11 protein-coding genes and 1 pseudogene are annotated in these 14,175 nt (G+C 65.0%); 2 read left to right on the forward strand and 10 right to left on the reverse strand.

The window, feature by feature from the left end; translation table 11 throughout:
• From HAQ05_RS26725 to HAQ05_RS26770, 10 genes and pseudogenes are all read right to left on the reverse strand, one after another.
• Positions 1-348 (reverse strand): annotated as a pseudogene (locus tag HAQ05_RS26725) (ABC transporter permease); the annotation flags it as partial.
• Positions 345-1,406, reverse strand: a complete 1,062-nt coding sequence (locus HAQ05_RS26730; RefSeq protein ID WP_190427096.1) for a microcin C ABC transporter permease YejB — start codon at positions 1,404-1,406, stop codon at positions 345-347. The gene HAQ05_RS26730 and the pseudogene HAQ05_RS26725, both read right to left, overlap by 4 nt.
• Positions 1,406-3,250, reverse strand: coding sequence for an extracellular solute-binding protein (locus HAQ05_RS26735; protein WP_190427098.1), 1,845 nt, complete (start codon positions 3,248-3,250; stop codon positions 1,406-1,408). The genes HAQ05_RS26730 and HAQ05_RS26735 overlap by 1 nt, the downstream gene beginning before the upstream one ends.
• A 121-nt stretch (positions 3,251-3,371) precedes the next feature.
• Positions 3,372-3,650, reverse strand: a complete 279-nt coding sequence (locus HAQ05_RS26740) for a peptidylprolyl isomerase (RefSeq protein WP_190427100.1) — start codon at positions 3,648-3,650, stop codon at positions 3,372-3,374.
• A gap of 66 nt (positions 3,651-3,716) precedes the next feature.
• Positions 3,717-5,753, reverse strand: coding sequence for a phosphonate metabolism protein/1,5-bisphosphokinase (PRPP-forming) PhnN (gene phnN, locus HAQ05_RS26745; RefSeq protein WP_190427102.1), 2,037 nt, complete (start codon positions 5,751-5,753; stop codon positions 3,717-3,719).
• Between the two features lie 4 nt (positions 5,754-5,757).
• Complete coding sequence (nadC, locus tag HAQ05_RS26750; RefSeq protein ID WP_190427104.1) at positions 5,758-6,594, reverse strand: carboxylating nicotinate-nucleotide diphosphorylase; 837 nt, start codon at positions 6,592-6,594, stop codon at positions 5,758-5,760.
• Between the two features lie 37 nt (positions 6,595-6,631).
• Entirely contained in the window at positions 6,632-7,360 is a 729-nt protein-coding gene (locus HAQ05_RS26755) for an ABC transporter permease (RefSeq protein WP_190427106.1), read from the reverse strand.
• Positions 7,361-7,366: 6 nt separating this feature from the next.
• Entirely contained in the window at positions 7,367-8,116 is a 750-nt protein-coding gene (locus HAQ05_RS26760; RefSeq protein ID WP_190427108.1) for an ABC transporter permease, read from the reverse strand.
• A 19-nt stretch (positions 8,117-8,135) separates the two neighbouring features.
• Positions 8,136-8,984: an ABC transporter ATP-binding protein gene (locus HAQ05_RS26765; protein ID WP_190427109.1), complete on the reverse strand. Its 849-nt coding sequence runs from the start codon at positions 8,982-8,984 to the stop codon at positions 8,136-8,138.
• Positions 8,984-9,976, reverse strand: a complete 993-nt coding sequence (locus tag HAQ05_RS26770) for an ABC transporter substrate-binding protein (protein ID WP_202988125.1) — start codon at positions 9,974-9,976, stop codon at positions 8,984-8,986. Before HAQ05_RS26770 ends, HAQ05_RS26765 begins: the two co-directional genes overlap by 1 nt.
• A gap of 484 nt (positions 9,977-10,460) precedes the next feature.
• Between HAQ05_RS26770 and HAQ05_RS26775 the strand changes: the two genes are divergently transcribed.
• Both HAQ05_RS26775 and HAQ05_RS26780 read left to right on the forward strand, forming a co-directional pair.
• Positions 10,461-10,973, forward strand: coding sequence for a (2Fe-2S)-binding protein (locus HAQ05_RS26775; protein WP_190427119.1), 513 nt, complete (start codon positions 10,461-10,463; stop codon positions 10,971-10,973).
• Positions 10,966-14,175: molybdopterin cofactor-binding domain-containing protein (locus tag HAQ05_RS26780; protein WP_190427113.1), on the forward strand; the 3,210-nt coding region annotated here is incomplete at its 3' end. The genes HAQ05_RS26775 and HAQ05_RS26780, both read left to right, overlap by 8 nt.

Here is a 14,175-nt window from a genome sequence, read left to right on the forward strand (position 1 = left end):
GCGCGGGGCTGGGCGGCCGAGGTCGTAGTTGGGCGTGTCGGCGCTGAAGGCAATGGGCGGGAACAGCATCCAGCCGCCTTGGCCCTTGACCAGTTGGCGCACGTAATCGCTGCGGTAGTCGGGCTGGAAGGGGAGCACGCCACCCAACTGCTGCTCGGTGTAGCGCTTGAACGCCGGGAAGTAATACTGCCCGCCCGCTTTGAGCAGCAGCGGTTTATCGTTGGCCACCAGTTCCGCACCGAGGGCCAGGGCGAACACCAGCAAAAACAGCCATAACGACCACCAACCACGGCGGTTCTGCTTGAAACGGTCCAGGCGCCGGCGCGCCATGGGTGATAAAACCATCAGGCGCCCCTCGCGGCAAAATCGATGCGCGGGTCGAGCAGCGTGTAGCACACATCACCGACCAATTTGATCAACAGCCCCGCCAGCGTGAAGATGAACAGCGTGCCGAACACCACCGGGTAATCGCGGGCCACTGCCGCTTCGTAGCTCAGCCGGCCCAAGCCGTCGAGGGAGAAAATCACCTCGATCAACAACGAGCCTGCAAAAAACACACTGACCAGCGCCTGCGGCAACCCGGCCACCACCAGCAGCATGGCATTACGGAAAATATGCCCGTACAGCACGCGGCGCTCGGTCACACCCTTGGCGCGCGCGGTGACCACGTATTGGCGGGTCACTTCGTTGAGAAAGGCATTTTTGACCAACACCGTGAGGGTGGCGAAACCGCCCACCACCAGGGACGTGACGGGCAGCACCAGGTGCCAGAAATAATCGGCCACCTTGCCCCAGAACGGCAATTGGTCGAAGTTTTCCGAAACCAGCCCGCGCACCGGAAACCAGTTCAGTTCGGTGCCGCCGCAGAACAGCACGATCAGCAACATGGCAAAGAGAAACGGTGGCATCGCATAACCAATCACAATGGCCGTGCTGCTCCAGATATCGAAATAGCTGCCATGGCGCACGGCCTTGCGAATGCCCAACGGGATCGACACGAGGTAGGTAAGCAAGGTGGCCCAGAAACCCAGCGAAAGCGTGACCGGCAGCTTTTGCAAGATCAAGTCGGTGACCTTGGCCCCGCGGAAAAAACTGCTGCCGAAGTCCAGCACCGCATAGTGCTTGAGCATGATCCACAGCCGCTCAGGGGCCGGTTTGTCGAAGCCATATTGGCGCTTGATGCCTTCGATCAGCTTCGGGTCCAAGCCACGGCTCGCCCGTGAGCCGCCCTGGGGATTATCACCGCCGCTGGCACCCACCGCGCCGCCGCCAACCCCCTGCAGGTGGGCGATGGCCTGCTCCACCGGGCCACCGGGCGCCGCCTGGATGATCACGAAGTTCACCAGCAGGATGATCAACAAGGTAGGGATGATCAACAACAAACGGCGCAGGATGTAACCGAGCATCAGTGCGCCTCCTGGGTGTTGCGTGTGGCCATTTGCTCGCGGGTGAGCGGGGTGGGGCTGACTTCCCACCAGGTGTCCAGTGCTTCGTCGAACGGTGCCGGGTGCGGCGGTATGCCGAAGCGGTTCCACCACACCGTGGAGGTGCCCGGCGGGTAATAGTTGCCGACCCAGTAATAGCCCCATTGCAGCACCCGGTCCAGCGCATGGGCGTAGGTCACCATCTGCTCATGGGTCTTGGCGCGGGTAAGACCGTCGATCAAGTGGTCCACGGCGGGGTCTTGCAGCACCATGTAGTTGTTTGATCCGGTATCGGTCGCGGCCTTGGAGCCGAAGTAGTTGTACAGCTCCAGGCCCGGCGAGGCCGCGACGGCATAACCGGTCACGATCATGTCGTAGTCGCGCGCCATCAGCCTGTTCAGGTATTGGGACGGGTCGACGCGGCGGATCTGCAGGTCGATGCCGATCTGCGCCAGGGTGCGTTTCCACGGCAGCAACAGGCGCTCTACGCCGCCCTGGGCATTGAGGAAGGTAAAGCTCAGCGGTTCACCCTGGGCATTGACCAAGCGGTCGCCCTGTGGGTGCCAGCCGGCGGCTTCGAGCAACGCCAGGGCTTTGAGTTGCAGGCCGCGGATGGTCCCGCTGCCGTCGGTTTTAGGGGGTTCGAAGGGCGCGCCGAAGACTTCCTCGGGCACCTGGCCGCGTAGCGGTTCGAGGATGTCCAGCTCTTGCGGGGTGGGCGGCTGGGTGGCTGCCAGTTCGCTGTTGGAGAAAAAGCTCTTCTGGCGGATATACATGCCGCGCATCATCTGCTTGTTGCTCCATTCGAAATCCCACAGCATGGCCAGCGCCTGGCGCACGCGGCGGTCCTGGAACACCGGGCGCTGCAGGTTGAACACGTAGCCTTGCGCCGGTTGCACGGCTTGGGGTGCCAGGTGTGCCCGCTGCAAGCGGCCGTCAGCCAGGGCCGGGCCGTCGTAGCCGAGGGTGTAGGCGGTGGCGGAGAATTCGCGGTTGTAGTCGAAACCGCCGCCGCGCAGCACTTGGCGGGCCACCTCGGTGTCGCCAAAGAACTCCACTGTGTAACGGTCGAAGTTGTACATGCCACGCGCCACGGGCAAGTCTTTGCCCCACCAGCCCGGGTCGCGCTCGAAGGTGATGCTGCGGTCGTTATCGACCTTACCCACCCGGTACGGGCCGCTGCCCAAGGGCGGCTCGAACCCGCCACCGTTGGCGAAGTCGCGGGTTTTCCACCAGTGCTCCGGCAGCACCGGCAGGCTGGCCACATCCAGGGCTAGTGTACGGCTTTCGGCATTGTTGAAGTCGAAGCGCACCTGCCGTTCAGCTTCGACCGTGACGGCTTTGACGTCGGCGAATTGCGCGCGGTAGCGCAGGCTGCCCTGGGTCATCAGCAAGTCGAAGGTGTAGCGCACATCTTCGGCGGTGATCGGCGAGCCGTCGGCGAAGCGGGCGCGGGGGTCCAGGTAAAAGCGCAGCCACAGGCCGTCAGGGGCGCGCTCCATGCGCTGGGCGACCAAGCCATATACGGTATAAGGCTCGTCCATGCTGCGCACGGCCAACGGCGAATACACCAGGCCGTCGATCTGGCTTACACCGGTGCCTTTATCGACGTAGGGCATCAGGTGGTCGAAGCCGCCGAGCTCCAGGGCCGAGCGGCGCACGCTGCCCCCCTTGGGCGCATCGGGGTTCACATAGTCGAAATGGGTGAAGCCCGGCCCATATTTGGCCGGCTCGCCGTACACCGTCAGCGCGGTTTCGGGCACCGCCGATGCCACTGCCGGGGCCAGTAACAGGGCGAGGGTCAGCAGTTTGAACAGTCGTCGCATAGGCCGCCTTGTGTTGAGGGGCAAGCGCTGGGGCGCATCGTGCTTCAAGCACCGCACGCGGCAAGCAAACAGCGCGGCGGGCTTTTTACTTGAAACGTGCAGCGGGTAACGTGCCGGGGCCTTAGTCCTTTCGGCTGGTCACTTCAAGCAGGTAGCCGAACTGGGTTTTCACTGGGCCTTGAACGGTGTTCACCGGGGCGCTGAATACCACCTCGTCGAACGCCTTGACCATTTGCCCGGGGCCGAAAGTGCCGAGGTCGCCGCCCTGGCGGCTGGAGGGGCAACTGGAGTGGGCCTTGGCCAACTCCGCGAAGTCGGCGCCGCCTTCGATTTGGGTTTTGAGTTCATTGCACTGGGCTTCACTGGCGACCAGGATGTGGCGGGCTGTGGCTTGGGCCATGGCGGGTTACCTCGAATCGATGGTTGGCCACACAGAGTAACCGATCCGCGCCGGGCTGCGCAGCCGCTATTCAATCACCACGCCGTTGTCCATCTGCGCCAACAGCGCCGCGGCTTCCAACTCCAGGGCGTGGCTGGCATGCAAGGTGTAAAGGGTATCGCCGGCCTGCACCGGCTGGCCAAGGGCGCAGTGCAGGTCGATGCCCGCGCTTTTGTCTTCCGGTGCCCCGGCGCGCCGGGCAATGCCGGCGATGGTCCAGCCATCGATGCTGTGCACCGTGCCGCTGCGCGGCGCGGCGATATGGCGGGTGAGGGGGCCGGGCAGAATGGGCTCACGCCGGCCTTGGGCATCGATGATTCGCTCGAAGGCGGCCAGTGCCTGGCCACTGCTCAGCAGGCGCTCGGCCAGCGCCAGGCCGCGCTCGACGTTGCCCACGGCCGGGTCCCAGGCGAGGATGTGGCTGGCGAAGAACAGCGCTTTGGCGCGCAGGTCTGCCGGTGCCTGCGCGTGGTTGCCGAGCACCCAGCGCACATCACGCACCTCCAGTGCGGGGCCGATGCCGCGGCCGACCGGCGCTTTGCCGTCGGTGGCAAAGGCCTTGACCGTTAGGCCCAAGCCGTGGCCGATGCGCTCGAACAGCTCACCGAGGGCTTGAGCGTCGGCCTGGGTTTTGAGCTTGGTGCGCTCGCCGTAGGGCAGGTCGACGATCACGTGGGTGGAACCTGCGGCCAGTTTTTTCGACAGGATCGAAGCCACCGACCATCGGTTGGAGTCGATGCCCAGCGGGCGGGTGATGGCGTTCATTACATCGTCCACCGCCGAGTGGTTGAGGCGGCCGTTCCAGGCGATACAGGCATTGGTTTGGGCCACGCAGCGGGCGACGTCCGCCGCTGTCAGGTCTACCCGCGCCACGGTTTCCATGGCGTCGGCGGTGCCGGCGGCGGAGGTGATCGCCCGCGACGAGGTTTTCGGCATGGCCAGCCCGTGGGCGGCGATGATCGGCACCACGATCAGGGTAATGCGGCTACCGGGGATGCCGCCCATGGAGTGTTTGTCGACCACGATGGGCGCCGCCCAGCGCAGCGGCGTGGCGTAACGGGCACGCACCCGGGCCAGGGCCAGTACCTCAGGGTCGCTCAAGTGGCGGGTGGCGGTGACCAAAAAGGCGCTGATTTCCCCCTCACTGTAGCGGCCGTCGACGATGTCGCGGATCAACATGTCGTATTCATCCTGGCCCAACTCGCCGCCGCCGACTTTCTTGCGCAGCGCCTGGCGGCTGGCGGGCGAGGGCGTGCGCCGCAGGGCAATGCTGGTGCCCTCTTCGATGCCCAAGGCGCGGAAGGTTTCTTCGCACAGGCCGATCTCGCCGTCGGCAAGCCAGGTGGGGTCGAGCACTTTGTACACTTGCGCGCTCACCGCGCGTTCGCCGGCCAACAGGTCTACCTTGGCTTCGCCCAGGTAGTCGTCGGCCTGCACCGCTTGGCCATGGGCCGGCAGCCAGGCCAGCCGTTCACGCCCGGTGGCCAGGGGCAAGCGCCGGGCCCTGAGGCGTTGGCTGGTTTTTTCCAAGGTGGCGACAAAACGCTCCACGCCCTCTTCGAGGGTGCCGTCGTTGGCCACCTGCAAGGTTTCGATGTCGGCCGGCAGCGGTTCGACGCTGCGCAGCAGGCGCTCGCGGGCGGCCTGGGCATCCTCGCGGCCACGGCCTAGAATGCGCGCAGCCAGCACCTCCACCGGCGCGTGAACGTCGATCACGACCAGGCGCGGCACCTTGCCCGCCAACTCGCGGATCATCGTGCGTGAACCATTGGCGATCACGTTCACGCCATCGGCCAATTGCTGGCGCAAGCTGGCGGGCAGGCCGTAACGCAGCCCGTGCGCCTGCCAGGTCATCAAAAACTGCCCTTGCCGCAGCAGCGCGTCGAATTCGGCTTCGCTCACGCCGTGGTGGTCTTCCCCAGGGGCCGTGCTGGGCCGGGTGATGGTGCGCTGGGCGAATACGTAGCGCCCGCTGTTGCCCAGGCGCGCGCGGGCGCCTTCTATCAGCGCGTCTTTGCCGGCCCCGCTGGGGCCGACGATAAAAAAGAAGATGCCCTGGGCCATTGCCTTACTCCGCTTCGTCCAGGCCGATGTCAACGCACACCGCCGCCTGGTTCAGCTTACTGGTAGAGATATAGTCTACGCCGGTGGCGGCAATGGCGCCGATGGTCGAAAGGTTGATGCCGCCGCTGGCTTCGAGCTTGGTCCGCCCGCCGACCCGTTGTACTGCCTCGGTCATGGCCTCGAGGCTCATGTTGTCGAGCATGATCACGTCAACGCCGGCTTCCAGCGCTTCGTTGACCTGTTCGAGGCGGTCACATTCTACCTCCAGCTTGGTCAGCACCGGCAGGCTGCGCCGGGCGCGCGCCACCGCCTGGCGGATGCCACCGCAGACGGCGATGTGGTTGTCTTTGATCATCACGCCGTTATCCAGGCCCAAGCGGTGGTTGAGGCCACCGCCGCAGGCCACGGCATGTTTTTCGAGCATGCGCAGGCCCGGGGTGGTTTTGCGTGTATCGATCAGCCGGGCGCGGCTGCCTGCCACGGCCGCGACGTACTTGGCGGTTTCGTTGGCGATCCCGCACAGGCGCTGAAGGATGTTCAGCGCGGTGCGTTCCGCCGTCAGCACGCTGCGGGCGTTACCGCGCACGTCGATCAGTACCGCGCCTTTTTCCACGCGCTGGCCATCTTGCACCCGCACCTGTACGTCGAGGTAGGGGTCGTAGCGTTTGAACACCCGGGCGGCGACGTCAATGCCAGCGATGATCATCGGTTCGCGGGCGTTCATGTAAAAGGCGCCGGTTTCATGAGGCTCGATCATCACTTGGGCGGTGAGGTCGCAGTAGCCGATGTCTTCGGCCAACCACAGGTCGATCAAACGGTCGGTCTGGAATACGTCGTACATCGCAAGGTCCTCGGCAACGGAAGGGGTCAATGAAGGTTCACGGGTGTTCCAGGTGCCGGCCCACCCGCAGCAGCAGGGCGTTGCCGGTCACGGCGAAACAGGTCAGCAACAGGGCGATGGCCAGTAGGGTAGCGATGTCACCGGCCCCCATGGCGGTCATGGCCAGGTAACCCAGGCCTTTTTGCGAGGCGAACATTTCGCCGATGAGCACCCCCAGCAAGGTAAGGGCGAAACCCAGGCGGATGCCGGCCAGTACCTCGCCGGCGATGGCTGGCAGCAGGATGTGCCAGGCCGTTTGCCAGGGTGCCAAGCGCAAGCTGCGGGCGCTGCGCATATACACTGGCGGCAGATGGCGCAGGGCATTCATGGTGAACAACAGGATGGGAATAAGCCCGTGCATCACGCCAAAGGCGACCTTCGACCCCAGCCCCAGGCCAAAGCACAACAACACCAGCGGGTAGAGCGTCACCTTGGGCAGTGCATACAGGTTCATCAAAATCGGCTCGGCCACGTTGCCGGCCATTGCGTTCAGGCCCAGCAACATGCCCAACGCCACCCCGCCGACGCAGGCCAGCAGCAGCGACCAGGCAAAAGCGCTGGCGGTGGCGCCGATGTGGCGCCAGGTATCGGCCTGCGCCAACAGGCTGGCCAAGCGCGCGGCGGTGGCCCAGGGCGAGGCCATCGCGCTGGGCCCCACGGCCAGGTGCAAACTTTCCCAGAGCGCAAGCAACACCAGCAGCAGGATCACGTTAGGGAGCAGGCGCATCGCGGCTTACCTTTGCTGGCGCCGCTGTAGGCGGCGATCTATGTGGTTGAGCAGGCCATTGACCAGCGTTACGCTCAGTAGCACCAGCAGCATCAGGGCGTACATGTTGGCGTTGTCGAACTGGTTGTAGGCATAGGCGATGGCGTAACCCATGCCCGCCCCTGAGAGGATGAACTCCGAGGCGATTACCCCGATAAAGGCATAGGCCACCGCCAGCTTTACCCCGCCGAACAGGTGTGGCAGGGCAGCCGGCAATTCGATCGCCAGCGCCGTGCGGGCCCTTGAGAGGCGCATCACCCGGGCCGTTTTGCGCAGTACCGCGGGGATCCGGTCCAGCCCGCTGAGGGTAGCGGTGATCATCGCCACGATGGCCAGCAGCACGGCGATAGCGATGATCGAGCCGTGGCCGACGCCGAACAGCACGATGAACACCGGGTAGAAAATGAACGTGGGCACGGCATAGTAGCTCGACAGCAGGGGCTCCAACGCCTGGCGCAGCCGCGGCAGCGAATGGATCACCACACCCAGGCCGAAGCCTGCCACCACCGCCAGTACGGCGGCGCAGACAATGTTGATGAAACTGAACGCAATGTCGTGGTTGTAGGTGCCGGCCGCCAGCACCCGCAGCAGTTGGCTGGCCATCTGCGAGGGCGCGGTCATCACCGTTGCGCCGATCACGCCGGTGCGGCACAGCCCTTCGACCAGCGCAATGAACCCGACTACCACGCACAGCCGTATCACGCTTTCTTTGGTCATCGCAAAGCCTCGGTAGCGGTCAGTGGGCGCCGCCCATGATCTTCAGGGTTTCTACACGCAGTTTTTCCCAGAGCCTGGCGGTGATTTCGCCAAAGCGCGGGGTAGATACCACGCGGCTGTCGCGGTCGGCGGGCCAACCGGTGTCGACAAAATCGATGAACAACCCCGGGCGCGTCGACATCACCCCCACCCGGCCCGAGAGCATGGCCGCTTCGTCCAGGGCATGGGTGATCAACAGCACGGTGGCGCCGGTTTCACGCCATAATTTGAGCAATTCATCGCCCATCAGCAGGCGGGTTTGCTGGTCCAGTGCGCCGAACGGCTCGTCGAGCAAAATCAGCCGCGGTTGCGTCACCAGGGTGCGGGCAATGCATACACGTTGGCGCATGCCGCCAGACAACTGTGCCGGGTACGCCTTGGCGAAATCCCGCAGGCCCATGAAGCCCAGCGCGTAATCGACCCGGCGCTGTACTTCGGCCGCCTCGACCCCGGCGCGGCGCAGGCCAAAGGCGATGTTGTCGCGTACGCACAGCCACGGAAACGCCGCGTTCTCCTGGAACACCACGCCCACACCCTCCGGCACGCCGTTCACCGGTTTGCCTTCGAACAGCACCCGCCCGCTGCTGGGCTTGCCCAGGCCAGACAACAGGTCGAGCAACGTTGATTTGCCGCAACCGGAAGGGCCCACGATAGAAAAGAACTCGCCCTTGACCAGGGCCAGGTCAATCGGCCCCAGCGCCTGGAACGGCTCGCCCGTGGCCGGGTGGGTGAAGCGGCGGGTGACCTGGGCCAACTCGACGTGCACCGGCTCAGGGCGCCGCGCGGCTTGCATCCGAACCAGGTCCGACAGGGGAAGGGCACGGCTCATCAGTGGACCCCCTGTAGGTCCGCCGGCAGGTAGGCGGTATCGATCATCGAGGCGAAGTCCACCGGGCCGTTGACTTCGCCGACCAAGCGCAGCCCGCTGGCCATGCGGTCGAGTTCGGCCTGGTTGAACTCGCCTTCGCTCCACATGTGCGACTTGACCATGTTGGCGGTCGCCTCTTGGGCGATGGCCGGGTCGAACTTGAAGGCCTTGGCCAGGATCGCCGCGGCGTCCTCGGGGTGCTGATAAATAAACTGTACCGCCTGCCGGCGGCCTTCGATGATGGCCTTGAGTTTTTCCGGGTGGGCCTTGGCGAAGGCGCGGGTGGTGATCCCCACCGAGGTGGTCATCGGTTCGAGCACGTCGCCTGCCCGGTACAAAGTTGTGTAATCGGCCTTGCGGGTAATCGACAGCGGCTCGATCAGCACGGCGGCGCTGACCGCGCCTTGGTCGAGCAGGGTCAGCCCGTTGACGTAACCACCGGATGCCACCCGGGTGACGCTGGCCGGGTCTACGCCTTCCTTTTGCAGCACCATTAGCAGCAGCATCTCCGACACGCCCTTGGGCGAGGTAATGGCGATCTTTTTGCCGGCCAGGTCCTTCACGCTAGCCAGTGGCGCACCCTTGGCCACTACTGCGCTGGCCTCAGCCACCGAACGGGTGCCCACATTCACCAACACCAGGTCCAGCCCCTGGCGCTGCGCCGCCAGGGCCGCCGACAGCGCTACCTCGCCATAGGGCGTGTCGCTGGCAAGGATGTTGCGTACCGTGGTACCACCCCCGCCAGAGCCGAGTATGCCGGTGATGTCGATGCCGGCTTGCTTGAAGTAGCCCTTGTCCATGGCCACGGCAAAGGGCAGGCCGTACAGGCTGGTGCCCCATTGCGTCACGGAGATTTCTTCGGCGCGGGCCGCCTGGGCCAGCAGCGCCAGGCAACCAAGGTAGACCAAGGGGCGGGTGAACATGGTGACGACAAACCAGGGCCGACGCTTCATCGATCGAATTCCTTGCTGGGCCTGCATTGCAGGGCATGGGCGAAGTCGAGGCAGGGCTATACGGCATTGCGCTTTTAGGGTGTGTGCGCTCTTTATGGTGGGTCCAGCAAAACCGGTGCCAGGCCACTGGCAGCTTGGCGGGATCCAAGTTGCGATATTTATATAACTGATTAATTAGGTGAATTTTTTCCGCTCCGTTTTTTTTATGCAGCGGTTGGAAAAGTAAGTTTTTAACCACTAAAAGCACGTGCACCTTGCTAAACCCTAGGGGGCGAGCACGCACGCAAACAACGCAAGGGCGGGGGATGTTGCACCAGTAAGGTACACACCGCCGCACGGCGTTTATAAAAGTGACAAACAGCGTACCCACTATAAATGGGGCGGATGCGGCTGCAGTGGCGCAGCGCGGCCGGCGGGCATGCCTTGGAGCATATGGCATTAAACTTGCCTTTCATTAAGTAGACACTTCATGAACGTGGACGCTATGAAAGACGCCCCCCACAGTTGCCCGCAGGTGCGTTCGGTCGGTTGTACGGTCAATGGCCAGCCAGTGGTGCGCACGGCCATGGCCGATACGCCGTTGTTGCTGGTGCTGCGCAATGACCTTGCACTCAACGGCCCCAAATACGGCTGCGGTCTGGGTGAGTGTGGCGCCTGTACCGTGATCATCGACGGCCGCCCGGCGCGGTCGTGCGTGGTGCCTTGGGGCGGTATGCCGGGCCGGTGTATCACTACCTTGGAAGGGCTGGGCAGCCGCCAGCACCTGCACCCGGTGCAACAGGCGTTTATCGAATGCCAGGCCGCCCAGTGCGGTTATTGCCTGAACGGCATGATCATGAGCGTGGCCGCGCTGCTCGAACACGAACCGGAGCCCAGCGATGTGCAAATTCGCCGCGCGTTGTCGGGCAACCTATGCCGCTGCGGCACCCACTTGGAAATCCTCGCGGCGGCGCACCGCGCGGTCGAGCTGAGCCGGGAGGGCCGTAGCCATGGTTGATACGGCACTACCCAGCCAAGCCCAATTGCTGGCCCGCGACGGCGTGTTGCTGGTGGTCGACCAGCTTCAGCCGCCGCCTGGCTTGGTGCCCAAGGGCCAGGCGCCGGTACTCAAACCGAAGGAACTGGGCGTGTTCCTGGCCATTTGCGATAACGGCCAAGTGCTGGCCTTTAACGGCCATGTCGACCTGGGCACTGGCGTTCGCACCTCGCTCGCGCAAATCGTGGCCGAAGAGCTCGACCTGCGCATGGACCAATTGCACATGGTGCTCGGTGACACCGAGCGGGCGCCCAATCAGGGCGCGACCATCGCCAGCGCCACCCTGCAGATCAGTGCCGTTCCGTTACGTAACGCCGCCGCCGAAGCGCGCCGCTGGTTGTTGCAGGCCGCGGCCCGGCAGTTGGGCTGCGAAGTGGCGGCGCTGCGCATGGACGCAGGCTATGTGTATGCGGGCGAGCGTTCGGTCAGTTTCGCTGCGCTGGTCGCTGGCGCGCAAACGCGCCTGCCCCTGACCGGCGACGCCCCGCTCAAGGCACAGGCCGATTACCGCTTGGTGGGGCAAAGCACCGCGCGGGTGGATATTCCGGCCAAAGCCACCGGCGAGCTGACCTTCGTGCACGACATGCGTGTACCGAACATGCTCCATGGCCGGGTGGTACGCCCACCCTACGATGGCTACGACACCGGCCCATTCGTGGGTACCAGCCTGATGGCGGTGGATGAAAGCTCCATTGCGCATATTCCGGGCATCGTCAAGCTGGTGGTCGAGGGCGACTTCATCGGCATCGTCGCCGAGCGCGAAGAACAAGCGATCAAAGCAGCGCGCGAACTCAAGACGCAGTGGAAGCCTTGGGAGCAGTGGTTGCCGGACCTTTCCGACATTGCCGCGGCGGTGAAGCGCAACGAACAGGTGCAACGTGTAGTGCATGACACCGGTGGGGTTGACCAAGCCCTGGAGGCGGTAGCCCAGCGCTTCACCCGCCAGTACCTGTGGCCTTACCAACTGCATGCGTCCATTGGCCCCTCCTGTGGCATCGCCGATGTGCGCCCGGAAGCGACCCAAGTGTGGTCGGGTACGCAGAACCCGCACGCCCTGCGCGCCGACCTCGCCTGGCTGCTCGATTGCGACGAGCGGCGTATCGAGATCATTCGTATGGAGGCGGCTGGCTGCTATGGGCGCAATTGTGCCGACGATGTGTGTGCCGACGCGGTGTTGTTGTCACGGGCAGTGGGCCGCCCGGTGCGGGTGCAACTGACCCGCGAACAGGAGCACGCCTGGGAGCCGAAGGGCACCGCACAGTTGATGGAGGTAGACGGCGGGCTGGACGCCAGCGGTGCGCCCGCCGTGTACGATTTTCGCACCAGCTACCCTTCCAACGGCGCGCCCACGCTGGCTCTGGTGCTGACGGGCAAGGTCGAGCCGGTGCCGGTGATGTACGAGATGGGTGACCGCACCTCGGTGCCGCATTACGCCTACCCACAAGTGCGGGTCACCATCAACGACATGGCGCCGATCGTGCGGGCCTCTTGGTTGCGCGGTGTGTCGGCGTTGCCCAATGTGTTTGCCCATGAGTCGTACATCGACGAACTGGCCTTTGCCGCTGGCGTGGACCCGGTCGAGTACCGCCTGCGTTACCTGCCCGATGAGCGCGCCGCCGAGTTGGTGCGGGCGACCGCCGAGCGCGCGAACTGGGCGCCCCACACCCAGCCACAGCAAACGCCGGCCGAAGACGGGGTGCTGCGCGGGCGCGGCTTTGCCTATGCGCGCTACATCCACAGCAAGTTCCCGGGGTTTGGGGCCGCCTGGGCCGCCTGGGTGGCGGACGTGGCCGTGGATAAAACCACCGGCGAGGTGGCGGTGACCCGTGTGGTGGTGGGCCATGATGCCGGGCAGATGGTCAACCCGGCCGGCGTGCAGCACCAGATCCACGGCAATGTGATGCAATCGACCAGCCGGGTGCTCAAGGAGCAGGTGACGTTCGAAGCCTCGCGCATTACCAGCAAGGAGTGGGGCGGTTACCCGATCTTGACCTTCCCCGAGGTGCCCAAGGTCGACGTGATGATGATGCCGCGCCAGGGCGAGCCGCCCTTGGGCGCGGGGGAGTCGGCCTCGGTACCCAGCGCCGCGGCCATTGCCAACGCGCTGTTCGACGCCACGGGCATTCGTTTTCGCGAGCTGCCGATTACCGCCGAGCGAGTGCGCCAGGCCCTGGCCGAAAACGGCCAGGGTGGCGGCCCCGACCCCATCGGGCTGCCCTATGCCGCGGCGCCGAAAAAGCCGCGGCGCAGGGGCTGGCTGGCAGGTATCAGCGGGGTGTTCGGTGCCCTGCTCGGCGTGGGCCTTACCGCAATGCCCTGGCGCGCCGAAATCGCCCCGGTGGCACCGCCTGGGCCGGGCACCTGGAGCGCGGCGACAGTGGAACGTGGCCGCCAACTGGCCGCCGCCGGCGACTGCGCAGTGTGCCACACGGCTGCGGGCGGTGCGCTGAATGCCGGGGGCCTGGCGATGGCCACGCCGTTCGGCACGCTCTACAGCACCAACATTACCCCCGACGCCCAAACCGGTATCGGCAATTGGTCATTCGCCGCCTTCGACCGCGCCATGCGCCAGGGCATCAGCCGCGACGGCCGGCACCTGTACCCGGCATTTCCCTACACGGCGTTTCGCAGCATTCAGGAAGCCGACATGCAGGCGCTGTACGCCTACCTGATGTCGCAAGCGCCGGTGGCACAAGCGGCGCCGGCCAATAACCTGAACTTTCCGTTCAATGTGCGGCCGCTGATGGCGGGTTGGAACACGCTGTTTCTCAAGCAGGGTGAATACCAGAGCGACCCGGCCCAGGGCGAGCAATGGAACCGTGGCCGTTACCTGGTCGAGGGCCTGGGCCACTGCGCGGCGTGCCATTCCCCGCGCAACGCCCTGGGCGCCGAGAAAACCGGTGGCAGCTACCTGGCTGGGGCCATGGTCGACGGTTGGGAGGCCCCGGCACTCAACGCGTTGTCTCGCGCACCGGAACCTTGGACCGAGGCGCAGTTGTTCAGTTACCTGAGCACCGGGTTTGCCGATCGCCACGGCGTCGCGACCGGGCCGATGGGGCCGGTGGTGAGCGAACTGGCACAGTTGCCGCCGGGCGACGTACAGGCCATTGCCCATTACCTGGCCTCGCTTAACCAAAGTGCACAGCCGGCCCCGGCAGTACCC

The sequence above is a fragment of the Pseudomonas typographi genome (assembly GCF_014694385.1).
GTDB classification, from domain to species: domain Bacteria; phylum Pseudomonadota; class Gammaproteobacteria; order Pseudomonadales; family Pseudomonadaceae; genus Aquipseudomonas; species Aquipseudomonas typographi.